The sequence below is a fragment of the Frankia sp. Cppng1_Ct_nod genome (assembly GCF_920656135.1).
GTDB lineage: Bacteria > Actinomycetota > Actinomycetes > Frankiales > Frankiaceae > Protofrankia > Protofrankia meridionalis.
Genome location: NZ_CAKKTK010000009.1, coordinates 1 through 26,151 on the forward strand (window position 1 = coordinate 1; position 26,151 = coordinate 26,151).

Here is a 26,151-nt window from a genome sequence, read left to right on the forward strand (position 1 = left end):
CCGTCCTGACCGGATGGCGGGAGGCGGCGCTGCGCCGGGGGGAGGCATGCCTGCACGCGCTGCTACACAACGCCCATGACGTCGTTCTCGCCGTCGAGGCGGACGGGCGCATCAGCTTTGTCAGCTCCGCCGTCGAGGTGATCCTTGGTTGGCGGGCCGCGTCCTGCGTCGGTCGTAAGCTGCCCGACGCGGCCCACCCGGACGAGGCGGTCACCCTTGCGGAGTTCCTGCGTTCGGCCGGGGATGTCGGGACCGCCGGCGTCCGTGACATCCGACTGCGGGCACAGGACGGTAGCTACCGCTGGTTCGACATCGAGGCGACCGACCTGCGTGCCCAGCCGGAGGTGGCCGCCATCCTGCTGACCTGTCACGAGATCGGTGAGCGCAGGGCTTTGCAGGATGAGTTGCACTACCAGGCCCGCCATGATGCTCTCACCGGACTGCCCAACCGGGCAGCGTTCCTGCACCGGCTCAACGCTGTTGCCGCGGATCAGGAAACTTCGACGTTCGCGGTCCTGTTCATTGATCTTGATCGGTTCAAGCCGCTCAACGACACCCACGGTCATGCCGCCGGCGACGAGGTACTACGGATCATCGGTGCCCGTCTCGCCAGGGCGGGCACCGAGACGAACGCCAAGGAGGCGGGCGCCAGGGAGACGGACACCGGGCAGCCGGACATGGTCTGCCGGATCGGTGGCGACGAGTTCGCCGTCGTTCTGCGCGACGCCGACGGTGTCCGGGCCCGCGACGTTGCCGACCGGCTACTCGACGCCATCCGACAGCCGATCTCCGTGGACGGCATGTCCGTCACCGTCGATGCCGCCATCGGAATCGCCATGGCGCAACCGGAGGACGGGCATCCCGAGGTCGTGGTCCGCAACGCGGATCTGGCCATGTACCGGGCCAAGGAAGCCGGCCGGGGCCGTCATGCCGTGTTCGTCCCCAGTGGGAGTGAGACCGGCTGACCTTCACGGACGGTCCGGCCCTAACGGACGGTCCGGCGCCGTCCACCGCGGGCACGCAGGTAGTCGCGGACGACGTACTGGCCCAGCGTGCCCGGATCGGGGGAGAGCACCCGACCACCGTTGCGGCGGGCGACCTCGTCGACGAACTGCACCAGCCGTGGTTCGTCGTCCAGCATGAACACGTTGATCGTCGCCCCGCGGCGGGTGAGTCGGTCCACTTCGGCCAGGGTCAACTCGAGGGTTTCCGGAGTCGGAGGCCAGGAGAAGGCGGGGGCGCCGTTGCGCATCAGATGGGCGGTTGGCTCACCGTCGGTCACCAGGAGCACGACCGGTTCGGAGTCCGGGTACTTCGACAGCAGCCGGCCCGCGATCATCAGCGCGTGCTGCAGGTTCGTGCCCTGCACGACCTCGGAGTCGAGTCCCGCCAGCTCCACCGGACGCAGCTGGCGGGCATAGTCCGAGAAGCCGACCAGATGGATCGTGTCCTGCGGGAACTTCGTGCTGATCAGAGTGTGTAGCGCGAGCGCCGTCGACTTCGCCACGCCCCAGGTGCCACGTAGTGCCATCGAATAGGACAGGTCGACGAGTAGGCAGACCGCGGCCGACGTCCGACGTTCGGTCTCGGCCACTTCGAAGTCGCCGACCTCCAGACTGACGGCACCGCTCGGGCCGACCGGGCCGGCACGCAGCACAGCGTTACGGACCGTGCGGACCACATCGATCGGCTGGGTGTCGCCGAAGTGCCACGGCCGCGACGTGCCGGTGAGCTCACCGGCGGCACCGGCGTCGGTGGAGTCGTGGTCACCGCGTCCACGGGTGTCCAGGCGACGGAAGATACGCGCCAGCGCGGTCTGGCCGATCCGCCGGACCGCCCGTGGGGTCAGCTCCAACCTGCCGGCGCTGCGGGTCAGGAAGCCCTGGCGTTCCAGCTCCTTCTCGATCTGTTGCAGGGTGCGCAGATCGTCCACGGCCTCACGGCCCAGCGCCCGTGCGACCGCGTCCGTGTCGATGTCGTCGAGGGACGCCCCGGCGTAGTCCTGCGACAGGGCGGCCGCCAGCTCGTCGAGCTCGGCCAGCTCCTCCAGCGCGCTGGTGGCATCGCCGAGCCCGAGCGGTGTGTCGCCGGTCATCGCGTCGCGGAACCGGCCGCGTCCGGGCTGGCCCCAGCCGAGGTCCGGACGGGCGGACCGCAGCGCCTGCTGCAGCCGGGACAGCTCGGCCGCCATGCCCATGTCCGCCATGGCGGACGCCATGAGGTCGGTCAGTTCCTGGCGTTGCTGTGGGGACAGTCCCGCCATCAGCCGCGCGGCGGCCGCGGCGCGGCGCGCCAACGAGTCGACCAGCTCTTCCAGCGACTGCGGGTTCTCCGGGAAGAAGTCGCCGAACGAACGCATGAAGTCCTCGAAAGCGGCGTCGGTGTGTTCGCCACGGGCGTCGGCCTCGACCATGTTGTTCAGCGCGTTCAGCATGTCCTTCACCCGGGTCATGTCCTCGGGTGTGGCGTTCTCCAATGCCTGCTTCATGCCGCGGAACTGCGTGTCGAGCACCTCGCGGCGCAGCAGGTCGGAAATCTTCTCGAACGTCTCGCGGGCCTGCGGCGAACGCCACTCGTAGTCGGACAGCGCGTTCACGGCCCGAGCCGGGTCGTTCGGCAGTGAGTCGAGTTCGGCCTCGCGCAGCCGGGCGTCGTCGGACGGGTCGGGGAACAGTTCCGCCCGCTCCTGGCCGACGGCCGTGTCCAGGAGCTCGCGGATCTGCTCCAGGGTGCCGTCCAGCCGACCGCGGGAGCGGGCCTCCCGCCGTCGGCGTTCCACCTGCCGGCGCAGGTCCTCCAGCCCGCGGCGGCTGTGCGTACCGCGGCGCAGCAACGCGTCCAGAGCCTCGCGCGGGGTGCGGCCGTCAAGGATGTGCTCGGACATCTCGTCCAGCGCGTTCGCCACGTCGAACGGGTCGGCGAGGGGGTCGGGGCCATCGTCCCAGGGGCCGTACCGGAAGCCCGCCGACCCGGTTCCGGCACTCATGTGCCGTACACCGTCCGGCCCGGTAGCTCCTCTTTGGCGAGGCGCCGGTTGAGGTGCAGCCCTTCCATCGCCAGCTCCAGCCCGGCCGCGGCGAGGCCCGGTGACTCCGCGCCGTCGATGCCGAGTTTGGTCAGGATCGCGGCCAGCCCCGGTACCGGGCCCACCCGCCGCAGCAGTTCCCCGGCGGGGACGAGGTCACCGGTCTCGACCGGGCCGTCCACTTCAAAACGTCGTTGCAGGCCGGCGAGGTCGGTTCCGGCGAGCCGGGCACGGAACGTCTCGGCGACCGCCCGGCGCAGCAGGTGCGCGAGGATGTCGTCCTCCCGCCCCTCCTCAAGCTGGTCGAACTCGACCTTGCCGCGTACCGCCGGTACGATCGCCGCGAGGTCGACGACCCTGGCCGTCGGGATGTCCTCCCCGGTGAGGGCCGCGCGGCGCACCGCCGAGGCGGCGACGGTCTCCGCGGCGGCCACGGAGAGCCGGGCCGACACACCGGAACGCCGGTCGACCTGAGGAGCGTCGCGGACCAGCCGGGTGAAACGTGCCACCACCTCGAGTAGATGCTCCGGGATGGCGGGGAAGCCCAGCGGCGACCCTGCCCAGTCCAACTCCGCCTCCTGCCCGATCAGGGCCAGCTCGTCATCGAGGCGGAGCGGGTAGTGCGTGCGGACCTCGGCCCCGAAGCGGTCCTTGAGCGGGGTGATGATCCGTCCGCGGTTCGTGTAGTCCTCCGGGTTCGCCGAGGCGACCAGGAACAGGTCAAGCGGGAGCCGCAGGATGTAGCCACGGACCTGGATGTCACGTTCCTCCAGCACGTTCAGGAGCGACACCTGGATGCGTTCGGCCAGGTCGGGTAGCTCGTTCACGCTGAAGATGCCGCGGTTGGTCCGCGGGATCAGGCCGTAGTGGACGGTTTCCGGATCACCGAGGGTGCGGCCCTGTGCGACCTTCACCGGGTCCACATCGCCGATCAGGTCGCCGACGCTGGTGTCCGGGGTGGCGAGCTTCTCGCCGAACCGTTCGGAGCGGTGCTTCCACGTGACCGCGATGTCGTCACCGAACTCGGCGAGCAGTAGCCGGCAGCGGGTGCACACCGGCGCATAGGGATGATCGTTGATCTCGCAGCCGGCGATGACCGGCGTCCATTCGTCCAGCAGACCGACGAGGGTGCGGATCAGGCGGGTCTTCCCCTGGCCGCGTTCGCCGAGGAAGACGATGTCGTGGCCGGCGAGCAGGGCACGCTCGACCTGGGGGAGCACGGTGTCCTCGAAGCCGATGATGCCGGGAAACCGGTCCTGTCCGCCCGTCATGCGGGCGAGGGTGTTATCCCGCAGTTCGGTGCGCACGGACCGGTGTCGGTGGCCGGAACCGCGCAGGACACCCAGAGTTGTCGGTTCGGGGGACTGCGGGGGCTGAGACCCTGACAGATCGAGCACTAGCCGACGGTACGTCCCCGCGCTCTGGCGCGCAGGGAAGTCGCGCAGGGAAGTCGTGGGATTTCCGCGAAAGCCCAGGCCAAACAAAGAGGACTTCTCCCCCTCCCGGCGGGCGTTCGTCGGGGGGAGAAGTCCTCTTGATCCTGGAGCGCCCGAGGGTCGGGCCGTCCCGAAAGGTTCAGTGGGAGTAGGGCTCCACCGCGACGATCCGGACCGTGGCGGGACGACCGTTGGGCAGGTTGTACGTCACGGTGTCACCCGCCTTGTGCCCGGTGACCGCGCCGCCGAGCGGCGACTGCGCGGAGTAGACGTCAAGCGATGTGCTGTGGTCCTCGCGGGATCCGATCAGGAACTTCTCGATGTCGTCGTCGTCGCCGGCGAAGCGGACCTCTACCACGGTGCCCGGACCCGCCGCACCGTTGAACTGCGGCGCCTCACCAACCCGGGCGTCGCGCAGGAGGTCGGTGAGCTGGCGGATGCGCGACTCCATCTTGCCCTGCTCTTCCTTGGCCGCGTGGTAACCGCCGTTCTCCTTGAGGTCGCCCTCCTCGCGAGCAGCTTCGATCTTGTTGGCGATCTCGACACGACCGGTCCCGGTGAGGTGGTCGAGCTCCCCGCGGAGCTGGTCGTACGCCTCCTGGGTCAGCCACGTCTGCTGCGACACGCGTCACGCTCCTAGATTTCTGAGGGTCTCCGGAGGCGCGGGAAGAAGCATGATCGCGCCTCCTTCGGCCGCTGGTACTTCGATGGCCGCACGAATATGGCCCGACCACGGTGAGGTCGGCCATATCCCGATTGGACCCTCATCGGGCCCGTCGTGGGCCCTTCGACGGGGACAGTGGGGTGGGATGCTGGAAATTGTGAGGATGGTGGGGACAGGGGCAAACGCCCAGCCTAACAGTTGACAATTCAAGCCGGAACAACGTCGCGTGGACGAGCGTCGCTGCTCGCCGCGCGAGACGAACCCAGGCACAACAGCTCCCGGGTTACTCGCCAGGGGTCCCGCGCGGCGTCAGCCGGTACGGATGATCTGACAGTCCTCGACCTCGACCACGTTCGCTTCCTGGGACGTGGGCAGCGTGACCGTCAGGGTCATGACCCGTTGGCCGTTCGTAGCCGGACCGACAACGATGTCGGTGCGCCGGCCGACGACCTGGTCGTCTCGGGAGCGTGCGCGGACAGTGCATTGTGCCACGGCGTTGGGTGACTTTTCCACATCGAACGTCAGCTGCGCCTGCGTCGCGCTGATCCGATAGGCGCGGGTCCCGTAGTTCAGACGTCCCGGACGGCTCTGGACCCACCCGGCCCCGACCGCGGCGACCGTCACGATGGTGACCGCCGCCAGCAGGAACCAGGGGGCGACCCGGATGCCGCCGAGCCAGGGGATGTCAAACCACCGTCGCAGGATGCCGGACACACCCGGCATCCCTGGTGGGGCCTTGCCCGGCGTCGCTGTGGACCTGCTTGTCGATGGCATCGGGAACAATGGTGGCATGTCCAAGCCGACCAACGGGGGTGGCCTGCGGCTCATGGCAGTGCACGCCCACCCCGACGACGAGTCCAGCAAGGGCGCGGCCAGCATGGCGCGCTACGTCCGTGAGGGTGTCGACGTCCTCGTCGTGACCTGCACCGGCGGTGAGGCCGGCAGCGTGCTGAACCCCGCGCTGGACCGTCCCGACGTCCACGCGCGCCTGCGGGAACTGCGGAAGGCCGAAATGGACGAGGCGTGCCGCATTCTCGGAGTACGGCAGGTCTGGCTGGGTTTCCTCGACTCCGGCCTGCCCGAGGGCGACCCGCCCCCGCCGCTTCCTGACGGGTGCTTCGCGCTCACGCCGGTCGTCGATGCGGCCAGACCGCTCGTCAGGCTGATCCGGGAGTTTCAGCCACAGGTCATGATCACCTATGACGAGAACGGCGGCTATCCACATCCCGACCACATCATGAACCACAAGATCACAGTCGAGGCGTTCGAGGCCGCGGGCCACCCCGAGCGCTATCGGGAGGTGGGCGAGGACGTCGGGCTGTCGCCCTGGCAGCCGCTCAAGCTCTACTACCATCTGACGTTCCACAAGCTGCGGATGCTCGCCCTGCACGAGGCGATGCTCGCGAGCGGCCGCGAGTCGCCCTACACCGAACTGCTCGCGAAGTGGGCGGATCGCGCGGAGGACTCCGGCCGGGTCACCACCAGGGTGGCGTGCGGTGAGTTCTTCGAGACCCGGGACCGCGCGCTGCTGGCGCACGCCAGTCAGGTCGACCCGAACGGCCCGTGGTTTCGCATCCCGATGGAGATCCAGCGCGAGGCATGGCCCACCGAGGACTACCAGCTCGCCCGGTCGCTGCTCGAGGTCGGGACGCTGCCCGAAAGCGATCTGTTCACCGGTATCCGGTGACAGGCATCTGCTTTGGGCGGACACCCGGTGATCCGGGCACGGTCGCGTCGCATCGGTCGTTGCTGGTGACAGGATGACTGTCACCATGGGCAGCTGAGACTGTGCACGCTTCAACGGTCCGGGTGGCACGTCAACGGGTCGGACACAGGTCAACGGCTGAGGAGATCATGTCATGGCGATCTGGGATCGTCTGCGCACCAGCACAGAGTCGATGCAGCAGCAACTGAACGCCAAGAAGAACGATCTTAAAAGTGGTGCCTTCCGGGACGCGAGCATGGCCATGTGCGCGTTGGTGGCCGCTGCCGACGGCAGCATCGACGCGGACGAACGCCGCAAGGTTGCCGCGCTCATCGCGTCCAACGAGGTGCTGAGCAACTTCCCGGCGGAGCAGCTGCAGCAGAAGTTCAACGACTACTGCTCCAAGCTGCAGGCCGACTTCGACTTCGGCAAGGTCGGCGTCATCCAGGACATCGGCAAGACGAAGAAGAAGCCTGCCGAGGCCCGCGCGGTGATCCAGATCGGGATCGTCATCGGAGGCGCCGACGGCAACTTCGACAAGTCCGAGCAGCAGGTCGTCCGCGACGCCTGTTATGCGGTTGGGCTGGACCCGAACGAATTCGATCTTTAGTCGCCGGGTCCCGGCCGGTGGGCGGCGACGTAGGGTTGGGGCGTGACTTCTGCGGGACAGACCCTGGCGCTCGAGGTCAGCGGGGGTGCTGGCGGGTTCCTTGTGGTGGTGCTGCTGGGCCTTGCCGCCGCTGGCCTCTTCACGATGATGTCGCGCAGCCTCGGCCGGATGCGCAGCAACGTCGCCGGCGGGCGGTTCGGTGAGCGTGCGGCGGCCGGGAAGAGGCAATCCGGGCGTGCGGACGCCGACGGCGACATCCCGTCCCAGGACTCGTCCGGCCGCGATTAGCGCACCCGGGACGGACACGGCCTAATGCTGTGCGAACTGGGCTGACGTCGACTGCACGGTGCCGGGGGTCAAGGTGATCCCGGAACTGATCAGTTGCTCACCGTAGATGTCGGTGAGCCTGACGGTGAAGGGACCTTTGCCGAGACCGGCAGGTGTCGGGAGGAAGTAGTTCCACATCTGCCTCTCCAGGACCTGCCATTTTCCGTTCACGCTGATCTCGAGAGAGGCCACCGGATTACGGTGGTTGCGCGGCTGGATGGCCAGGTACCACTCGGACGAGCCGTTTCTGACGACATACTCGACGTTTCCGATGTCGGCCGGGCTGACGAGATGCCAGGAGATCGGGACCTCGCCGAGCTGCGGGTCCCCGGCGATCCGGGTGAACGCCTGCTTGCTGAAGTCGATCTGTCCGGGTGCGCACGGCAGGGGGCACCGGTCAACGATCTTCACCCGGATGGTGCCCTTCGGCCCGGTCGCCTCGATGTAGGCGCCGCACATCCGCGCGGTCTCGTAGTCGGTTTCGTTCATGGCGGCGAATGCGCCGGACGGATCCTGGAGGGCATTGTCGTAGAGGCAGTTCCCGGTGGGGTTGTCCGGCGTGTACCAGGTGCCCTTGCCGCTGTAGGTGCCACCCGGTCCGATCCGGCCGGGGCACTGGTTGCTGGAGCGGTCACCGATGTCGGTGAAGACGTCGGGGTCAGGGTGGCGTCGGTGGCCTGGCATCCGGTGACGGCACCAAAGGCCACACCGACACCGAGTAGAAGGGCTGCGGTACGCCGGGGCAGCGCCGGCAGCAGGGGCACAACCACCCTGAAAAGCCGTGGGGTCGAGGTACTGGCAGGTGGTGACTCGCTCACGAGCTCTCCACGGTCAGGGACGGGAACGCGAGGCTCTCGCCGTTGTCGATCCCCTCCCAGCGGTACGACCGTAGCTACGGCTGTTTGTCCGTGTCCAGGTATTCGGTCCAGTTTTGTGCGGTTCGTGGGAATTCCGTCGAGGGGTGTTGATCGCGCGGCCCGGAGCCTTCACGCGGCCCGGAGCCTTCGACACCCGCCTACGGGCCTGCGATCAGTCATCAGGGTTGGCGCGGCGCTCGCGCTTGACCTGCGCGCGGTGCTTCTTGCCCGCGATGCGCCGCTGCACCGCGCCGGCGGACGGACGGGTCGGGCGCCGTGCCCGCGGCGGGGGATCGCTCGCCGTCCGCAGGATCGTCACCAGCCGGGCGAGGGCAGCCTCCCGGTTACGAAGCTGTGAGCGGTGCTCGCTGGACGTGACGGTGAGGATGCCGTCGACCAACCGGCCATCCAACCGCTCCAGCGTCCGCCCGCGCAGCCGTTCGGGTAGCGATGCCGACCGGCGGACGTCGAAGGACACCTCGACCCTGCTGTCGGCGGTGTTCACCCCCTGCCCGCCGGGCCCGCTCGACCGGGAGAACCTCCAGGTCAGATCGGACTCACGGAGCATGAAACCCGGGCGGACCTGAAACGGTGGAAACGTCACCGTCCCATGGTGGCCGTTTCCGGTGTCACCGCCAGTGGTTTTTGTGATCGCCCCCGGCACCTCGATGATCAGCCGCTGATCCTGCGACGACCGCATGTGACGGTGCCCTGGGCTAGGTTCACAGCTGTTTGGAAGGGTGTGGTCCGGTGTGGCTGACGTCCGAAGGGGGAGGCGTCGACTGTGAACCGCCCACACCTTGACGATCTACTCGGCGGGCTGCTGGACGTCGGCAGCTGGAGCTCCTGGGATCGCGTCCCGGCGCAGCCGCCGGCGAGCGCCGCCTACCGGCGGGACCTGGCTCGGGCCGCTGAACGAAGTGGCGCGGACGAGTCGGTCCGGACCGGCGAGGGACTCCTCGGCGGCCACGGGGTCGCCGTCGTGGCCAGCGAGTACGCCTTCCTCGGTGGCAGCGTAGGGCTTGCCGCCGCTCGGCGGGCCACCTCCGCGATCGAACGGGCCACCGCTGAGGGACGGGTGCTCCTCGCACTGCCCGCCAGCGGGGGCACCCGGATCCAGGAGGGTACCCCCGCGTTCCTGCAGATGCTGACGATCAGTGGTGCCATTGCCGAGCACCGGGCAGCCGGCCTGCCCTACCTCGTCTACCTGCGCCATCCCACGACTGGTGGGGTGCTCGCGTCGTGGGCATCGCTCGGGCACGTCACGTTCGCCGAACCCGGCGCGTTGGTCGGCTTTCTCGGGCCTCGGGTGGTCGAGGCGCTCACCGGAACGGCGCCCGGGAGGGACGCGCAGAGTCCCGAGGCACTGCACCGGGCCGGTGCGGTGGACGCTGTCGTCACCCCCGGTGACCTGCGGGAAGCCGTCCGCCGGGTGCTGAACGTCCTCACCGCCGCTGCCACCGCCACCGGCCCCGCCGAGGCGGCTGTGCATCCGGCCGTACCGGCCGGTGCCGGGCCGGTTGCCGGGCCAGTTGAGGCGCCGGACCCGTGGGCGTCGGTGCTGGCGACGCGAGCCCCCGATCGCCTCGGGCTGCGCGACTTCCTCGCAGCTTCGGCCAGTGACGTCACGCTGCTCGGTGCGTCCGATCTGAGGGAGGGGACGGATGCGCAAGGTACGCCGATCGTCACCGCGCTCGCTCTTCTGCGGGGGACGCCGTGCGTCGTCGTTGGGCAGGACCGACTGGCGCAGCGTCACCGGCCTATCGGTGTACGCGATCTACGTGCGGCACGACATGCGATCCAACGTGCGACGGAGCTTCGGCTGCCGGTGCTGACCGTGATCGACACGCCGGGCGCGGAGCTGTCCGACGAGGCGGAACGCGCGGGCCTTGCCGCGGCGATCGCGCACTGCCTGGCAGTGCTGCTCGCGACGCCGGTGCCTACCGTGAGCGTGTTACTCGGGCAGGGCGCGGGCGGCGCGGCGCTCGCTCTGCTGCCGGCGGACGCAGTGGTCGCGGCCGAGGACGCCTGGCTTGCCCCGCTGCCGCCCGAGGGCGCTTCCATGATCATGCATCACAGTGTCGACCATGCCGCCGACATGGCTCGTGGGCAGCGCATCACTGCCGGTGACCTGTGCCGGCTCGGCGCGGTTGACCTGGTGGTCCCCGGCGTCCGGGACCGGATGGCCGGGCTCGGCGAGGCTGTTGCGGCATGCCTGCGGACCGTCTCGGGGCATGACTCCGTGACGAGGCTCGCGGCCCGCCGTGACCGCCATCGCCGCCTGTCGCTGTGACTCTCCGGTCGGTGCCGCGTCCTGACCGAACGCCCCGTCCCCGAACGCCCCGCCCCCGAACGCTCTCGCCCGGGGCGACGGCGATGCTTTCAGCCGACGGCGATGTTGACGATCCGGCCGGGAACGACGATCACTCGCTTCACGGTCCGGTCAACGGTGTGCCGCGCGTACTCCTCGTTGCCGGTCAGGACGGCTCGGACGGTCTGTTCGTCGGCGCCCGCGGGGACCTCGATGGTGAACCGCACCTTGCCGTTGACCTGTACCGGCAGCGTCACGGTGGATTCGGCCGCCAGCGACTCGTCGGCCGGTGGGAAGGGATGCAGCGCGAGGGAGGTCTCGTGACCCAACCGGGCCCACAGCTCCTCGGCGATGTGCGGGGCCAGCGGCGCGACCATGAGCACAAGCGCCTCGGCGAGCTCGCGCGGCAGCTCGCCCGAACCGCCGTAGCGCTTGCTCACGAAGTTGGTGAGCTCGATGAGGCGAGCGACCGCGGTGTTGAAACGCAGGCCCGCGTAGTCCGCCTGCACCGCCAGGATCGTGCGGTGCAGCGTCCGTGCCGCGTCGGTGTCCAGCCCGGCGTCCGAAACGGCCGCCACGCCGGTCGCCTCGTCGACGATGTTGCGCCACAACCGTTGCAGGAAGCGGTGGGAGCCGACGATGTCGTCGGTGTGCCACGGACGGTCGGCGTCCAACGGCCCCATCGCCATCTCGTAGACCCGCAGGGTGTCCGCGCCGAAGCTGTCGTACATCTCGTCCGGGCTGACGCTGTTCTTCAGGCTCTTGCCCATCTTCCCGGAGCGTCGGTTCACCGGTTCGCCCTCGTGGGTGAACCCACCGTCGGCCGTGCGGACGACATCCGCCGCCGGCACGTACATGCCGCGGGCATCGGTGAAGGCGTCCGCCTGGATGTAACCCTGGTTGAACAGCCGCTTGAACGGTTCCTTCGTCGACACCAGACCCAGGTCGTAGAGGACCTTGTGCCAGAACCTCGCATACAGCAGGTGCAGGACGGCGTGCTCGACTCCACCGACGTAGAGCCCGACGCCGCCGTCTCCGGGCGGGCCGGACGGCGTGTGCATCCAGTACCGCTCGACCTCGGGGTCGACGAAGCGTTCGCTGTTCGTCGGGTCGAGGTAACGCAGGTAGTACCAGCATGAGCCGGCCCACTGCGGCATCGTGTTGGTCTCACGCCGGTAGGTCTTCGGCCCGTCGCCCAGATCGAGGGTCACACCGACCCAGTCGGACACCCGGGCCAGCGGCGGCACCGGGTCGCTGACGTCGTCGTCGGCCATGGCCGCCGGTCTGAAGTCGGTCATCTCCGGCAGGGTGACGGGCAGCAGTTCGTCGGGGAGCGCGACCGGTAGCCCGTCGTCGTCGAACACGATCGGGAACGGTTCACCCCAGTACCGCTGCCGGGAGAACAGCCAGTCCCGCAGCCGGTAGGAACGCGCGGCGCGGCCGGCGCCGACGTCCTCCAGCCAGCGGACCGTCGACTTGATCGCGTCCGGCTTCGACAGCCCGACCAGGGACGGTGCGACACCGGACGACGCCAGGTACTCGCCCTCGCCGGCAAACGCCTCCGGCCAGGCGTCCGGTGCGGTACCTGTGGGCACCGTGTGTTCGTCGAGCCATTCGGCGTTCGGGGCGAGAACGGCGGGGATGGGCAGTCCGAGCGTGCGGGCGAGGGAGAAGTCGCGTTGGTCGTGCGCGGGCACCGCCATGATCGCGCCTGTCCCGTAGCCCATCAGGACGTAGTCGGCGAGGAACACCGGGATCGCGGTGCCGGTCACGGGATTGGTCACGTATGCACCGGTGAACACACCGGTGCGGGGGATCTCGTCGGTGCCGCGCTGGCGGTCCCCCAGACGTGCCGCGTAGTCCTGGTAGGCGGCCACCGCCGCGCGCGGCGTCCAGTCTGGCGCCGGCCCGCCGCTGTTGGAACCGCCGCTGTTGGAACCGCCGCTGTTGGAACCGCCGCTGTCGGCAGCATTCTGGCCGGCGTCGGTGAACGTCCACGCCGCCGGGGTCCCCGGCGGCCACGCATCGGGTGTGAGGGTGTCGACGAACGGGTGTTCCGGCGCCAGCACCATGAAGGTGGCACCGGCCAGAGTGTCGGGACGGGTCGTGAACACCTCGACGCGGACGTCGGAGCCGACGGCGTCGAACTCGACCGAGGCGCCGTCGCTCGGACCGATCCAGTTCCGCTGCATCTGCTTGATCGAGTCCGGCCAGTCGACCAGGTCGAGGTCGGCGATCAGGCGTTCGGCGTAGGCGGTGATCCGCATCATCCACTGGCGTAGCGGGCGCCGGAAGACCGGATAGTTGCCGATGTCGCTGCGTCCCTCGGCGGTGACCTCCTCGTTCGCGAGCACCGTGCCGAGACCCGGGCACCAGTTGACCAGTTGTTCGGAGATGAAGGCCAGTCGGTGTCCGTCGACGACCCGTCGGCGTTCGGTCGTGCTCAGGGCCGACCACGGCCGGTTGTGCGGGTTGGCGTCCCCGCGAGGTTGCCGGGTACCGGTTTCGAGTTCGGTGACGAGTTCGTCGATGGGGCGGGCGCGGTCGGCCTGGTCGTCGTACCAGCTGTTGAAGATCCGCAAAAAGATCCACTGGGTCCACCGGTAGTACTCGACGTCCGTGGTGGCGATTTCACGCCGGGCGTCGTGGCCCAGCCCCAGCCGTCCCAACTGACGCCGCATGTTGTCGATGTTGGCCTCGGTCGTGACCCGCGGGTGCTGCCCGGTGTTGATGGCGTACTGCTCGGCAGGCAGGCCGAAGGCATCGTAACCGAATGGGTGCAAGACGTGATGACCGGTCATTCGCAGGTAGCGGGCGAACACGTCCGTGCCGATGTAGCCGAGTGGATGGCCGACGTGCAGACCGACACCGGACGGGTAGGGGAACATGTCCATGACGAAAACCGGGGGGCGTTCGGCGACCCGGTCGAACCCGTCCGACAGCGGGCCGCGCGGGTTCGGGGAGTGGAACGTGCCCCGCTCGGACCATGCCTGCTGCCAGCGGCGCTCGATGTCGCCGGCAAGCCGGGCACCGTAGCGGAACGGCAGATCCACGGCCGGGACGGTGCCTGTCTGCCGGGCGCCCGTGGCGGTTGTGGTTGCGGTACCCGCGCCGGTTGCGGTGCCGGTGTGCTCGGAGCTGCTGATCATCCCTCATCATCCTCAGGTCGTTGCGACCCGACCCGCGGACCCCGCGGGAACCCGCGGATCATGACAGCAGTACCGACGGCAGGCTCACGCGGATGGTGTCGATCGTTGTCCCGAGCCTATCGGGAGACCGCGAGTACGAAGGTACTGGGCGCATACCAGGCCGAGCAGCGCGGCGACGACATGGCCGGCCGCGGTGAAGTCGGGCGCGTATGCCATGGCGAGGGCGAGCGCCGCGAGCAGGCCACCGGTGACGAGCCAGCGTCGGTGGGTGGGCAGCGTGGCTGCGAGCACGGCGGCGCAGGCGACCAGTCCGTAGCTGGTGCCGACGTCGACGGCGTCGCAGACCTGGCTGTCGACCAGTCGCATGGCCCGGCCGATGACCAGGCCCGCGGCGACGAGCAGGCTTGCTCCGATGTGCCCGGTTGCGAACACGCCGAGTGTCCGCCGGGATCCGATCTGTTGTTCGAGGGGGGTGAGGACGGCGGCCACAAGACCCGCCGACCGGAAGAAGGTGAAGCCCTCGAGCCAGAAGGCACTGGCCACCAGGACGTAGAGCGGACGGTTACGCAACCCCGTCAGGTTGGTGGACCGGGCCACCAGCAGACGATGGTAAAGATCGCGGTCGAGGGTGTAGGCGACCGCGAGCACGGCCGAGGTGAAGGCCAGGATCGCTATATAGATCATCGCGAGCGGTGCGACCTGCCATGCCCTGCGGATCAACCTGCGTTGGGTGCGAAACCTCGGCGGTGACCACCGGGTGGTCACCCTCGGCGGCGTGTCGGTGCGCTGGCGGGGAACTTCGACGCCCGTCGGGTCGGCCACGGACGGGAGGACTCGACGCGGGACCGGCCACGGACGTTCGCCGGTACATCGGACCTGGGTCACATCCTCAGCGTCGCTCGTCGGTGCGGCAACCGCGTACTGTTTGCGGTCCGAGTCGGAAAGTTCGTTGTCGGCGTATCCGGATCACGTTCGACAAGCTGTTTTTCTCCGGGATTCGACCGGGATGGGATGCGGGGCCGGGGAGCGGCCGCGCTGTCATGGGCCTCGGGGTGATCCAGATCTCCGACGATGACGAGCTCACGTTTCCTCACTCGTCAGGCACCGCAATGCTGGGAAGATGCCGAACCGTCTTGCCGACCAGACCTCGCCATACCTGCTCCAACACGCAGACAACCCGGTTGACTGGTGGCCGTGGGGCCCAGCCGCGTTTGCCGAGGCCATCGATCGGGGCGTCCCGGTCCTGTTGTCCGTGGGCTACGCGTCCTGCCACTGGTGTCACGTGATGGCGCACGAGTCCTTCGAGGACGAGACCACCGCGGCGCTGATGAACGAGCACTTCGTCAACATCAAGGTCGACCGTGAGGAGCGGCCCGATGTCGATGCCGTCTACATGGACGTCACCGTTGCCCTGACCGGTCACGGCGGCTGGCCCATGACGGTCTTCCTCACCCCGGCGGGTGAGCCGTTCTACGCCGGCACCTACTTCCCGCCGACGCCGCGGGCGGGGATGGGATCGTTCCGCCAGTTGCTCGAGGCGGTCACGAGTGCGTGGCGGACGCGGCGGGACGAGGTGGAGGCATCCGGCGCGGACATCGCGCGCGAGGTTGCCGCGGCGGCGCGCGCATCCGGCGGACCGGCGGCGACGCTCACCGCCGAGCTGCTGGCCGGCGCGGTCGAGAAGGTTGCCCGGGCGTTCGACCCGGTGCATGCGGGCTTCGGGCCGGCGCCGAAGTTCCCGCCGTCGGCACTGCTGGAGATGCTGTTGCGGCACTGGGCCCGCACCGGGGACGACGCCAGCCTGCGCATGGTCACCGCCACCTGCGAGCGGATGGCCCGTGGCGGGATCTACGACCAGCTCGCCGGCGGGTTCGCCCGCTACAGCGTGGACGCCACCTGGACCGTCCCCCACTTCGAGAAGATGCTCTACGACAACGCCCAGTTGCTGCGGGTGTACCTGCATCTGTGGCGGGCGACCGGGTCGCCGCTGGCCGAGCGGGTTGCCCGCGAGACCGCGTCCTTCCTGCTCACCGATCTGCGGACCGCTGAAGGCGGGTTCGCCTCGGCGCTGGACGCGGACACCGTCGTACCGACGTCGGACACTGTCGGCGCGCATGGTGGGAGTGGCCACAGCGTGGAGGGCGCCACCTATGTGTGGACACCGGCCGAGCTGGTCGACGTCCTCGGTCCGGACGACGGGGCCTGGGCCGCGGGAGTCTTCGGCGTCACTCACGCGGGCACGTTCGAGCACGGGACGTCCGTGCTCGAGCTGGGTGCGGACGCGGACGATCCAGTCAGGTTCACCCGGGTGCGTGCCGCGCTTGCGGCGGTCCGGGCGGGACGACCACAGCCCGCCCGCGACGACAAGATCGTTGCTGCCTGGAACGGGCTGGCGATCGCGTCCCTCGCCGAGGCCGGAGCACTGTTCGCCGAAGCGTCCTGGGTGGCGGCGGCCGTGGATGCCGCGACGCTGCTGCGTGACGTCCACCTGGTGGACGGCCGGCTGCGCCGCACGAGCCGGCATGGACGGGTCGGATCGAACGCCGGGGTCCTGGAGGACTACGGGGATGTCGCCGAGGGACTGCTGGTTCTGCACCAGGTCACCGGTGACGCGCAGTGGCTGGAACTGGCGAGCGACCTGCTCGGCGTTGTCCGTGGGCACTTCGCCGCGGACGACGGGGGCTTCTTCGACACCGCGGACGATGCGGAGCGGTTGTTGCGCCGGCCACGGGACCCTTCGGACTCGCCGACGCCGTCCGGCCAGGCCGCGGTTGCGGGCGCGTTGCTGACCTGTGCCGCGCTGACGGGTTCGGCGGAGCATCGCCGTGCCGCCGAGCGCGCCGTCGACGTGCTCACCCCGTTGCTGGCCGTCAACGCGTCCTTTGCGGGGTGGGCCGGGGCGGTGGCCGAGGCGCTTTTGGCCGGGCCCGCCGAGGTTGCCGTTGTCGACCGTCCGGACCTCGAACGGCTGGCCCGTCTTGCCACGGCGCCGGGCGCGGTCGTGGTCACCTCCGGCCCGCTGGCCCGGGGACGGGCGGCGGCCGGGGTCTACGTGTGCCGGGGCTTCGTCTGTGAGCGGCCGGCGACCACCGTCGAGGAGGTGCGCGCCCAGCTCGGCGTCCAGGTGGCCCTGGTCTCGGCCGGCTGACCGACCTGGCGCGTGGCGGTACGTCCATGGAATGTCGGCTACTCGACGTCCGTTGCTCCTGTATTGATGTAAGTGTGTAATCAAGCAGGAGGTATCCGATGTACACGAGCCCATACCCTGAGCGGGCTGCGAGGAGGCACGGCATGGCTGGGTCGCGCGGACGGGGCTACGGCCGTTGGGGCGAGCGCGAGCAGGCGCCGTCCGCTGACGATGCGGCGGCATGGTTCACCGGTCGACTGCCCGACGACTGGTTCACCGGTCCGCCCACTGTGACCGTCGACCGCGATGAGATCATCGTGGTCGGCGTGATCCCGGCTCCGGAGCTCGAGACCGCCGATGCGGGCGCGGCCACCGCGGTCACCGCGGCCGAGTCGGGCCGCATCCGCCGGTTCCGTGAGCAGACCAGGGACGCCCGGATAGCGATTGCCGAGGAAGCCGAACGCCGTTATGTACGGAAGGTGGCATGGGGGGTGACAGCGGGTGGTACAACCGAGCTGTTCACTACACTGTCTGTTCCGGTGATGACCAGGCTTCGGCAGCCGGAGCGTCACGTTCTCGACACCCTGGTGGATTCGGGGGTCGCGCGCAGCCGCAGTGATGCGCTCGCGTGGTGCGTCCGTCTGGTCGGCGACAATGCACAGCCGTGGCTGGCCCGCCTGCGGGAGGCGATGGAGAAGGTCGAGCAGGTTCGTGCCGAGGGGCCCGAACTGTAGAAAAACCGGTTGTGTGCCGGTGAGGCTGTGTGCCGGTGAGGTTGTGATGCCGCCGCTACCGGCACGACCGCTACCGGCCGACGGGGGAAGCGTACCCGACCGATTTCCCTGGGTACGGTTCCCCCCCGGCCGGGACCGCCATCCACTCACTCCCTCCCTGGCTGCCGGCGGCGCCTGATTTTTCGGCGGCGGATGCGGCTATGTCGCACAGATCGCCAGAATAACCGCGGTGTAATGGCATGCCGCGGCAACAATTGTGAACGCGTGGAAAACCTCGTGATATCCGAATGTCTCCGGGGACGGGTTCGGCCGTCGGGTGGCGTAGACGACCGCCCCGAGGCTGTACAGGACGCCACCGACGAGGATCAGCACCATCGTCGTGACACCTGCGGTGTGCAGCAGTTGGGGTATGACGAAGACCGCCACCCAGCCCAACGCGATGTACAGCGGTACCAGCAGGAACCGGGGTGAGTGCAGCCAGAGCATCCGTAGCACGATCCCGATTGCGGCGCCGCTCCAGACCACCGCGAGGATCGTCCGTGCGGTCTTCGGGGGCAGTGCCAGCAGGGTCAGCGGAGTGTAGGTCCCGGCGATGAAAACAAAGATCATGGAATGGTCGAGCCGTTTCATCAGCGATCTGGCACGTGATGTCGACCACATTTTCCGGTGGTAAAGCGCGCTGGTGCCGAACAGAAGGGCGATGCTCAGCGCATAAATTCCCACCGCGACGCGTGCGCGGAACGTGGTGGCCAGGGCTACGGCGATGACGCCGAGTGCCAGGCTGACCGGGAAGGCGCCAGCATGTAGCCAACCACGCATCCGTGGTCGCACTAGGTCGCGGGGATGGTTACGGATGCCGTGCCCAGGTGCGGTCGTGGTCACGCGGTTACCGTATCCGGCGATGGTTGTGGTTACCAGCCACCGTGTGCAGCCGGGGGTCTTGTTCAACTTCGGAGCGTGACGAATGTGTGAGTTCTTTGCCACTCGACCGCGCGACTGTCGGAAGCTCCCACGGTAGAGTCGAAAGATCCTGTACACGGCCTCGAAACGCCCGAGCCGTGGTGGATCCGCGATGTAGTGGACGGTGACTCGTCGGCGCGTTATTGCGGGTTCACTGCGTATGCGTTCCGCGTTCCCGAACACGAGTGGGCCTTCCACGACCGGGACGTATGGCGACACAGCGCGAGGCCGTGGTGGGCTCAACTCAAGCGGAGGTGGGAGCTGTGACGACCGCGGCGCAGATTCCGGGGCTGGATGCCGCCCCGACCAGGCATACCAGGCTGACCGCCTGGGTGCGAGAGATTGCCGAACTCACCCGACCGGAGCGTATCCAGTGGTGTGATGGTTCCGACGCGGAGTACGCGGAACTCGCGCAATTGCTGGTCGACAAGGGCACGTTCGTCCCGCTGGACCCGCAGAAGCGGCCGGGCAGTTTCTACGCGGCATCCGATCCCACCGATGTCGCCCGGGTCGAGGACCGTACCTACATCTGCTCACGCGATCCCGCGGACGCCGGGCCGACCAACAACTGGCTGGACCCGGACGAGATGCGGGTCAAGTTGCAGGGCCTGTTCGAGGGCAGCATGCGGGGGCGAACGATGTATGTCGTCCCGTTCTGCATGGGTCCGCTCGGCTCGCGGATCTCCGCGCTCGGCGTGGAGATAACCGACTCGCCATATGTTGTCGCGTCAATGCGGACGATGACGCGAATGGGCGCCCCGGCGCTCGAGCAACTGGGCGAGGACGGATTCTTCGTCCCATGTGTGCACTCTTTGGGTGCACCGCTCGAGCCCGGTCAGGCCGATGTTCCGTGGCCGTGCAACTCGACCAAGTACATCACGCACTTCCCGGAGACCCGGGAGATCTGGTCCTACGGGTCGGGTTATGGCGGGAACGCCCTTTTGGGCAAGAAATGCTATGCCCTGCGGATTGCCTCGGTAATGGCCCGGGACGAGGGCTGGCTCGCCGAGCACATGCTCATCCTCAAACTGACCTCGCCTGCGGGGAAGGTTCACTTCGTCGCGGCAGCGTTCCCGTCGGCGTGCGGCAAGACCAACCTCGCAATGATTATTCCGACCCTGCCGGGCTGGAAAGCGGAGACTGTCGGTGACGACATCGCCTGGATGCGGTTCGGGGAGGACGGCAGGCTGTACGCGGTGAACCCCGAGGCCGGGTTCTTCGGTGTCGCGCCCGGCACCGGCGTCGAGACCAACCCGAACGCGGTCGCGACCCTGTGGGGCAACACGGTCTTCACCAACGTCGCTCGCACCGACGAGGGCGACGTGTGGTGGGAGGGGCTGACCAGGGACAAGCCGGCTCACCTCCTCGACTGGAAGGGTCGGGACTGGACGCCGCAGGCCACTGAGCCGGCGGCTCATCCCAACGCCCGCTTCACCGTCCCCGCGAGCCAGTGCCCGACGATGGCGGCCGAATGGGAGGACCCGAAGGGCGTTCCGATCTCGGCGATCCTGTTCGGTGGGCGGCGGGCGACCGCCGTCCCGCTGGTGACCGAGGCGCCGACGTGGCAGCGCGGGGTGTTCTTCGGCTCGATCGTCGCGTCCGAGACGACCGCGGCGCAGGCCGGGGCGATCGGCAACCTGCGGCGCGACCCCTTCGCGATGCTGCCGTTCTGTGGCTACAACATGGCCGACTACTTCGAGCACTGGCTGTCGATCGGGCGCAAGTCCGACCCGGAGAAGCTGCCGCGGATCTACTACGTCAACTGGTTCCGCAAGAACGCGCAGGGTCGGTTCCTGTGGCCTGGCTTCGGCGAGAACAGCCGGGTCCTCGCCTGGATCGTCGGCCGGTTGGAAGGTGAGGCCGACGGCGTGGAAACGCCGCTCGGCGTGCTGCCGACGCCCGAGGCCCTGCCGACCGACGGACTCGACGTCGCGCCCGAGGACCTGGAAACGTTGCTCACCCTTGACACCGATGTGTGGAGGCAGGAGGCGGAGCTGATCCCCGAGCACTACCAGAACCTCGGTGACGGGCTGCCCGCCGAGCTGTGGGCCGAGCAGGAGGCGTTGGTCAGCCGTCTAAAGGACTGACGGCCGGTCGCTCCAGGACGTTGGTTGTAGGACGGCCGGGGTCGGCGTCCGGGAGACACCCCGGATGCCGACCCCGGCCGTCGTCCGTTCGGGCTGCTGGCCGTTCGGGCTCTGATGGTCAGGCACCATCCGTTCGGGCCCGAGGATCGGTCCGAACGGCGTTTCGTTACCCGAAATCGGGTGTGACCGGCATATGAACAGAAGGCCACGCAGTTGTCTGCAACCACTCATGCCGGATTAGGTGATCACCCTAGTTGTGTCTGAGGTGCAGGCACTTTCACGCTGCGCATCACCTTGTGCCCGCTGATCGTCGCGGAGCGTGTTGTGCGAAGATGGTCGCGCTTTCGATGCCGGGGAGCTAACGTGTGACCCTGGGTTGTCTGGTGGAAGTCGTCAAAGAGCGATCTACACGGCGGATCCAGATGGCCCAAGTTGTGGTCCGGCACTGGGCTGGGCCACTCGGGAGGCCTCTCGGTGCCGCATTCGCGACAACGTCAGGAGGCCGGTACCCGGCCTCCTTCGGGGGGCTCGGTCCCGGACTTCCTCCGAGTAAGCGGGTGGGCGTGTGCCACGAACGCATGTCGTCGACACAAGCGTGCTCCTGTCTGATCCTGGTGCGCTGCTGCGGTTTGCGGAGCACAGTGTTGTGCTTCCCCTGGTTGTCGTAGGGGAGTTGGAAGGGAAGCGGAACCATCCCGAACTGGGCTGGTTCGCTAGAGAAGCCCTTCGTTTCCTCGACGACCTCCGAATCCGCCATGGGCGACTGGATCAGCCGTTGCCGTTGGATGCCGGTGGAACCCTGCGGGTTGAACTTAACCACAGTGACCCATCGGTACTTCCACCGGGGTTCCGGGTGGATGACAACGACTCGCGTATTCTCGCTGTCGCGCTCAACCTTGCTCGGGAGGGTAACGACGTAGTCCTGGTGACCAAGGACCTGCCGCTGCGGGTGAAGGCATCCGCGGTGGGGCTCGACGCCGAGGAGTACCGGGCGCAGACCCCGGTCGACTCGGGCTGGAGTGGCATGGCGGAACTGGCTGTCACCCAGGACGATCTGGACCGCCTCTACGCCCGCGAAACGATCGAGATCCCGGATGCCGCTGGCATGCCCTGCCATACCGGGCTGGTGCTGACCGCCTCCGGCGGCAGCGCGTCCGCGCTCGGCCGGGTGACCCCGGACAAGAAGGTGTGCCTCGTCCGGGGCGACCGGGAGGCGTTCGGCCTGCACGGACGCTCCGCGGAGCAGCGCGTTGCACTGGACCTGCTGCTCGACCCCGACGTCGGGATCGTCTCCCTTGGCGGCCGGGCCGGTACCGGGAAGTCCGCGCTGGCACTGTGCGCCGGGCTGGAAGCGGTGATGGAACGGCGGCTGCACCGCCGGGTCGTGGTGTTCCGACCGTTGTACGCGGTCGGTGGCCAGGATCTCGGCTACCTGCCGGGCAGCGAGAACGAGAAGATGGCGCCCTGGGCGCAGGCCGTCTTCGACACGCTCGGTGCGTTGGTCTCCCAGGACGTCATCGAGGAGATTGCCGACCGCGGCATGCTTGAGGTGCTGCCGCTCACCCACATCCGCGGCCGGTCGCTGCATGACGCCTTCGTCATCGTGGACGAGGCACAGTCGCTGGAACGTGGGGTGCTACTCACCGTGCTGTCGCGTCTGGGGCAGGGATCGCGGGTGGTACTCACCCATGATGTTGCGCAGCGTGACAATCTGCGGGTCGGGCGGCACGACGGAGTCGCGTCCGTGATCGAGACCCTGAAGGGGCATCCGCTGTTTGCGCATGTCACCCTGACCCGCTCTGAGCGGTCACCGATCGCAGCCCTGGTCACCACCATGCTGGAGGATCTTGTCCTCTAGGGCGCCCATCAGGGCGTTCGGTCCTGCGTTTCATGACAACTACCCGGCCGGCCATCACAGCCGGCCGGGTAGCACGCCTATAACCGCCGTAGTCGGGGAACGGATCCGGGACGGGGGCGGTTGACGTTTCTGGTGCCGTCGCTACGGGGTCTCCGGCGGCGCCGGACGTCATTATCGCCTCGCCGTCGACTCGGAGAAGCCCTGGAGGTTTTTCGATCATGCTGTTCGCTCGTGGCAAGTCGGCTCTGCCTACCGCCCAGCAGGCGTTGCCGGGCCGTCCGGTACCGGCCTTCACCGTCCCGGAGCGGCACGCCGTCCTCGACACCCCGCTGCGCGGCCCGTTCCCGGACGGCCTGGCGACCGCGGTGTTCGGGCTCGGCTGTTTCTGGGGTGCGGAGCGGAAGTTCTGGCAGACCCCGGGGGTGTATTCCACCGCTGTCGGCTACGCGGGCGGGATCACCCCGAACCCGACATATGAGGAGACCTGCTCGGGTCTGACCGGGCACACCGAGGCCGTTCAGGTCGTGTTCGACCCGGCGGTGGTGAGCTTCGAGGAGCTGCTGAAGGTCTTCTGGGAGACGCACGACCCGACGCAGGGCATGCGCCAGGGCAACGACGTCGGTACCCAGTACCGGTCGGCGATCTACACGTTCTCGGACGGGCAGCTGGCGGCGGCCGAGCGCAGCCGGGACGCCTTCCAGGCTGTTCTCGACAAGGCCGGCTTCGGCCCGATCACCACGGAGATCGCCCCGGCGGGTCCGTTCTACTTTGCCGAGGAGTACCACCAGCAGTACCTGCACAAGGTCCCGAGCGGCTACTGCGGCCTCGGTGGCACCGGGGTGTCCTGCCCTGTCGGGGTGGCCCCGGCCGACGCCGGCTGAGTCCGTGCATTCGCGGAAAGCCTGGTAGGCGCTTCTCGGCGTCGCACGACAGGAGGAGGACTCCCGGGCGCTGTGCGAGCGTCCGGTGGAAACGGCGGACACCGTGATGGCTTGGCACCGGACAGTACTCGCGAACCGGTTCGCAGTCGTGTAGCGCCTCCTCGAGGTGACTCGCTTCCCGCTGACACGCCTGATGGGTCACGGTGGTGTAGCGCGTCGCCCCTACCGCTCGAAGATGTCGTGGGTGCCGATCCGCAACCAGATGATGTGTGGGCCGGGCTTGCCCGGGATCGGGTCGCCGTACCGCCACAGCGCCCGACCATCGCGCGCCCACGTCATCTCGAACATCCCGGACTCGGACTTGTAACCCTTCACCCGTAGCCTCGGATGGAACGAGCCCGACTCCAGTCCCTCACGGAACAGCGAGACAGCACGCAGGAAGGCGGCCTGCTGCGCGGGGGAGAGCCGATGGAACTCCGCGAGGAAGCGGGCAACCGGCTCGTACGTGGGCACGGCCGCAACAATAGGACGAAGAGTGAGTGCCCCTCCGAGGGGTCAGCTTGCCTTCGACTGCGGGGCTGTGGACAGCTCATGGAGAAGCGCGTCGAACGCGGCATCACTGGTACAGATGACCGATCGTCCCGCGGTGAGGTCCTCGATCGCTTCGTCGATCGCCTGCTGAGTGGCGGGGTCCGGCGCGTCGACCCACTCGTGAGGCTCCGGGACGGTCACACCGTAGATCTCCACGTACCCACTCTAACCCAGGTTGGGGCGCCGCGCGGATCCCCCGACGTCTGCCATGGGCGGAGTGGTACGCGCGGATCCTACCCCCGGGTGGTTGGCTGATCGAGGTTCGCCGAACGCGCCGCGCACAGGTCACATAGGCGAATGCTCGGTGGTACCGGGGTGTCCTGCCCCGTCGGTGTGGCCAAACCCGGCGAATACCGGCTCAACCGCCGGGTCGCTGCGGCGATCGAAGCTCACGCCGGTGGCCGTCAGGTGTACCTGGAGCACGGACGGACCGCTGGTCTCTCGGCGAGCGGCACGTTCTGAGTTGGCGCCTGCCGATCGCAACGTGACGCCTGGAGAACGCGCAGAGGCCCGACCGGGAGGCATCCGGTCGGGCCTTTTTATTGCGGGCACGGGTCGTGTAGCGCGTGGCCCCTACTGCTCGAAGATGTCGTGGGTGCCGATCCGCAACCAGATGATGTGTGGGCCGGGCTTGTCCGGGATCGGGTCGCCGTAGCGCCACAGCGCCACAGCGCCCGGCCGTCGGGTGCCCAGGTCATCTCGTAGGCGCCGGAGATCGCCTTGAAGCGCTTGACACGGAGCCGGGGATGGAATCGACCGCCGTTTGTGAGTCCTTCGATGAACAGCCTGCGGGCGGCGCGGAACGTGGCCTGTTCCGCGGTGCTGAGGCGCCCGTACTCCGCGAGGAAGCGAGTGGCGGCGTCGAAGGTGGGCACGCGCTCACTTTAGGCGCGGATACGGCGATTCCCGGAGGTGCCTGCTGTTGCCTTGTGTCGCCGCTTGGGCGTCTGTCAACTCGCTTTGGACTGGGCGGCGAACTGGTTGAGCAGAGCGTCGAACTCATCTTCCCCATAGCAACGGACAAACCGGCTGGCGGCGATGTCCTCGTCCGCTTCGGCGATCATGCGGGCGGTCTCGGGGTCCGCGTCGATCTCTTCGGCGTTGGCGAGGATCGGGGGAAGCGTGGATTCGTCCATACCGACCTCCCGTGACCTGAAATCCGACCGGTTCGCACGACATCGCACGATATACGCACGCCGCTTCACAACGCGTACACAACGCGTACACAACGCGTACACAACGCGTACACAACTCACCGTACCGCAGGTGATGACGCGAGACGTCATCAGGCCCGGTGATCTTCATCGCCCCCATCGGCGTGCCATGCGGGCGCGTCCCATGGGCGCTGCGGTGGCAGTCCGTTCGGCCCAGACCGGCCGCCGGGCGTGAGGCTCTCGCCGGCGAACCATCCGGGACCTTCCGGTTACGGATAGGTGATCATTGAGTGGTTTACCAGGTCGAGGACGGCCGGGTCGTGGTGACGGCGGTCCGGGTGGTGCATCGTCGAGAGGTCTACCGTGGCTCGTATCGCACCTCGTCGGCGGCTCACACCATCAGGGGAAGTCGATTCTGGCTCTGAGCCAAGACCTGTGTCACCGGGTTGACATGGCTCGGCGTGCAGTGGACGTCCGCCGGGAACCCATGGTGACAGTGGGATTCCTCGGTGGGGAGAGTGCGGGATAGCCGATAGGGCTTGTGCTTTTTGTGCTTCTTGCCGCGCGTGACGCCATGGACGGCTGTCTCGGGCGAGCGCGCATCCTCAGGCGGTGCGGAACGAACCACCGGGAATCACGTGGGCACAGGCCCCGTACATCTCGGTCGGGTTCGAT

22 protein-coding genes are annotated in these 26,151 nt (G+C 68.3%); 10 read left to right on the top strand and 12 right to left on the bottom strand.

All coding sequences use genetic code 11. The features are described from left to right. A partial coding sequence (locus NBW77_RS04585; protein WP_250279327.1) for a diguanylate cyclase domain-containing protein occupies positions 1 to 965 on the top strand: 965 nt, incomplete at its 5' end. Between the two features lie 20 nt (positions 966 to 985). Here NBW77_RS04585 and NBW77_RS04590 read toward each other — a convergent pair. The 4 genes from NBW77_RS04590 to NBW77_RS04605 all read right to left on the bottom strand — a co-directional run bounded on the left by NBW77_RS04590 (position 986) and on the right by NBW77_RS04605 (position 5,839). Then, positions 986 to 2,986, bottom strand: a complete 2,001-nt coding sequence (locus NBW77_RS04590; RefSeq protein ID WP_250279328.1) for a vWA domain-containing protein — start codon at positions 2,984 to 2,986, stop codon at positions 986 to 988. Further along, positions 2,983 to 4,422, bottom strand: a complete 1,440-nt coding sequence (locus NBW77_RS04595; protein WP_131745398.1) for a magnesium chelatase ATPase subunit I — start codon at positions 4,420 to 4,422, stop codon at positions 2,983 to 2,985. The genes NBW77_RS04590 and NBW77_RS04595 overlap by 4 nt, the downstream gene beginning before the upstream one ends. A 178-nt stretch (positions 4,423 to 4,600) precedes the next feature. Then, on the bottom strand, positions 4,601 to 5,086 hold the full coding sequence (gene greA, locus NBW77_RS04600; protein WP_131745351.1) for a transcription elongation factor GreA: 486 nt from the start codon (positions 5,084 to 5,086) through the stop codon (positions 4,601 to 4,603). Positions 5,087 to 5,434: 348 nt separating this feature from the next. Next, a complete protein-coding gene (locus tag NBW77_RS04605; protein ID WP_165485832.1) occupies positions 5,435 to 5,839 on the bottom strand; it encodes a DUF4307 domain-containing protein in 405 nt (134 codons plus the stop codon). Between the two features lie 76 nt (positions 5,840 to 5,915). On the opposite strand from NBW77_RS04605, the gene mca reads away from it, so the two are divergent. From mca to NBW77_RS04620, 3 genes are all read left to right on the top strand, one after another. Further along, on the top strand, positions 5,916 to 6,812 hold the full coding sequence (mca, locus tag NBW77_RS04610) for a mycothiol conjugate amidase Mca (RefSeq protein WP_131745353.1): 897 nt from the start codon (positions 5,916 to 5,918) through the stop codon (positions 6,810 to 6,812). Between the two features lie 172 nt (positions 6,813 to 6,984). After that, complete coding sequence (locus NBW77_RS04615) at positions 6,985 to 7,440, top strand: tellurite resistance TerB family protein (RefSeq protein WP_131745354.1); 456 nt, start codon at positions 6,985 to 6,987, stop codon at positions 7,438 to 7,440. Positions 7,441 to 7,482: 42 nt separating this feature from the next. Beyond that, positions 7,483 to 7,728: a hypothetical protein gene (locus NBW77_RS04620; protein WP_131745355.1), complete on the top strand. Its 246-nt coding sequence runs from the start codon at positions 7,483 to 7,485 to the stop codon at positions 7,726 to 7,728. 21 nt (positions 7,729 to 7,749) lie between these two features. On the opposite strand, the gene NBW77_RS04625 is transcribed toward NBW77_RS04620, so the two are convergent. Together NBW77_RS04625 and arfB are read right to left on the bottom strand one after the other, a co-directional pair. Then, entirely contained in the window at positions 7,750 to 8,451 is a 702-nt protein-coding gene (locus NBW77_RS04625) for an expansin EXLX1 family cellulose-binding protein (protein ID WP_131745356.1), read from the bottom strand. A 345-nt stretch (positions 8,452 to 8,796) separates the two neighbouring features. Then, the gene (gene arfB / locus NBW77_RS04630; protein ID WP_131745357.1) at positions 8,797 to 9,324 is read right to left on the bottom strand and encodes an alternative ribosome rescue aminoacyl-tRNA hydrolase ArfB; all 528 of its coding nucleotides are present in this window, start codon (positions 9,322 to 9,324) and stop codon (positions 8,797 to 8,799) included. Between the two features lie 84 nt (positions 9,325 to 9,408). Between arfB and NBW77_RS04635 the strand changes: the two genes are divergently transcribed. Beyond that, entirely contained in the window at positions 9,409 to 10,917 is a 1,509-nt protein-coding gene (locus NBW77_RS04635; protein ID WP_250279329.1) for a carboxyl transferase domain-containing protein, read from the top strand. An 89-nt stretch (positions 10,918 to 11,006) separates the two neighbouring features. On the opposite strand, the gene NBW77_RS04640 is transcribed toward NBW77_RS04635, so the two are convergent. Beyond that, positions 11,007 to 14,084, bottom strand: coding sequence for a leucine--tRNA ligase (locus NBW77_RS04640; protein WP_131745358.1), 3,078 nt, complete (start codon positions 14,082 to 14,084; stop codon positions 11,007 to 11,009). A gap of 84 nt (positions 14,085 to 14,168) precedes the next feature. Next, positions 14,169 to 14,906 carry a rhomboid-like protein gene (locus NBW77_RS04645; RefSeq protein ID WP_131745359.1) on the bottom strand — a complete coding sequence of 246 codons (738 nt, stop codon included), beginning with the start codon at positions 14,904 to 14,906 and terminating at the stop codon, positions 14,169 to 14,171. A 298-nt stretch (positions 14,907 to 15,204) separates the two neighbouring features. Here NBW77_RS04645 and NBW77_RS04650 point away from each other — a divergent pair, with 298 nt between their 5' ends. Both NBW77_RS04650 and abmR read left to right on the top strand, forming a co-directional pair. Beyond that, positions 15,205 to 17,232 (top strand): thioredoxin domain-containing protein, encoded by a 2,028-nt coding sequence (locus NBW77_RS04650; protein ID WP_250279330.1) that lies wholly within the window; start codon positions 15,205 to 15,207, stop codon positions 17,230 to 17,232. Positions 17,233 to 17,375: 143 nt separating this feature from the next. Then, positions 17,376 to 17,945, top strand: a complete 570-nt coding sequence (gene abmR, locus NBW77_RS04655) for an ATP-binding transcription factor AbmR (RefSeq protein WP_131745360.1) — start codon at positions 17,376 to 17,378, stop codon at positions 17,943 to 17,945. Between the two features lie 198 nt (positions 17,946 to 18,143). Here abmR and trhA read toward each other — a convergent pair whose 3' ends face one another. Further along, the gene (gene trhA / locus NBW77_RS04660; RefSeq protein ID WP_242605568.1) at positions 18,144 to 18,827 is read right to left on the bottom strand and encodes a PAQR family membrane homeostasis protein TrhA; all 684 of its coding nucleotides are present in this window, start codon (positions 18,825 to 18,827) and stop codon (positions 18,144 to 18,146) included. Positions 18,828 to 19,168: 341 nt separating this feature from the next. On the opposite strand from trhA, the gene NBW77_RS04665 reads away from it, so the two are divergent. From NBW77_RS04665 to msrA, 3 genes are all read left to right on the top strand, one after another. Beyond that, a complete protein-coding gene (locus NBW77_RS04665) occupies positions 19,169 to 20,992 on the top strand; it encodes a phosphoenolpyruvate carboxykinase (GTP) (RefSeq protein ID WP_131745361.1) in 1,824 nt (607 codons plus the stop codon). Between the two features lie 565 nt (positions 20,993 to 21,557). Next, entirely contained in the window at positions 21,558 to 22,850 is a 1,293-nt protein-coding gene (gene phoH2 / locus NBW77_RS04670; protein ID WP_131745362.1) for an RNA 5'-3' helicase PhoH2, read from the top strand. A gap of 218 nt (positions 22,851 to 23,068) precedes the next feature. Beyond that, complete coding sequence (gene msrA / locus NBW77_RS04675; RefSeq protein ID WP_250279331.1) at positions 23,069 to 23,731, top strand: peptide-methionine (S)-S-oxide reductase MsrA; 663 nt, start codon at positions 23,069 to 23,071, stop codon at positions 23,729 to 23,731. Positions 23,732 to 23,953: 222 nt separating this feature from the next. On the opposite strand, the gene NBW77_RS04680 is transcribed toward msrA, so the two are convergent. The 3 genes from NBW77_RS04680 to NBW77_RS04690 all read right to left on the bottom strand — a co-directional run bounded on the left by NBW77_RS04680 (position 23,954) and on the right by NBW77_RS04690 (position 25,458). Further along, the gene (locus NBW77_RS04680; RefSeq protein WP_131745363.1) at positions 23,954 to 24,244 is read right to left on the bottom strand and encodes a hypothetical protein; all 291 of its coding nucleotides are present in this window, start codon (positions 24,242 to 24,244) and stop codon (positions 23,954 to 23,956) included. A gap of 42 nt (positions 24,245 to 24,286) precedes the next feature. Beyond that, entirely contained in the window at positions 24,287 to 24,463 is a 177-nt protein-coding gene (locus NBW77_RS04685) for a hypothetical protein (RefSeq protein ID WP_250279332.1), read from the bottom strand. 809 nt (positions 24,464 to 25,272) lie between these two features. After that, a complete protein-coding gene (locus NBW77_RS04690) occupies positions 25,273 to 25,458 on the bottom strand; it encodes a hypothetical protein (RefSeq protein ID WP_131745365.1) in 186 nt (61 codons plus the stop codon). Positions 25,459 to 26,151 lie beyond the last annotated feature (693 nt).

Bases quoted from the DNA above. Each gene is read 5' to 3' on its own strand.
- mca (WP_131745353.1), top strand. From the start codon at position 5,916: ATGTCCAAGCCGACCAACGGGGGTGGCCTGCGGCTCATGGCAGTGCAC.
- abmR (WP_131745360.1), top strand. From the start codon at position 17,376: ATGGCTGGGTCGCGCGGACGGGGCTACGGCCGTTGGGGCGAGCGCGAG.
- NBW77_RS04650 (WP_250279330.1), top strand. From the start codon at position 15,205: ATGCCGAACCGTCTTGCCGACCAGACCTCGCCATACCTGCTCCAACAC.
- NBW77_RS04690 (WP_131745365.1), bottom strand. From the start codon at position 25,458: ATGGACGAATCCACGCTTCCCCCGATCCTCGCCAACGCCGAAGAGATC.
- NBW77_RS04625 (WP_131745356.1), bottom strand. From the start codon at position 8,451: ATGCCAGGCCACCGACGCCACCCTGACCCCGACGTCTTCACCGACATC.
- msrA (WP_250279331.1), top strand. From the start codon at position 23,069: ATGCTGTTCGCTCGTGGCAAGTCGGCTCTGCCTACCGCCCAGCAGGCG.
- NBW77_RS04640 (WP_131745358.1), bottom strand. From the start codon at position 14,084: ATGATCAGCAGCTCCGAGCACACCGGCACCGCAACCGGCGCGGGTACC.
- NBW77_RS04615 (WP_131745354.1), top strand. From the start codon at position 6,985: ATGGCGATCTGGGATCGTCTGCGCACCAGCACAGAGTCGATGCAGCAG.
- arfB (WP_131745357.1), bottom strand. From the start codon at position 9,324: ATGCGGTCGTCGCAGGATCAGCGGCTGATCATCGAGGTGCCGGGGGCG.
- NBW77_RS04590 (WP_250279328.1), bottom strand. From the start codon at position 2,986: ATGAGTGCCGGAACCGGGTCGGCGGGCTTCCGGTACGGCCCCTGGGAC.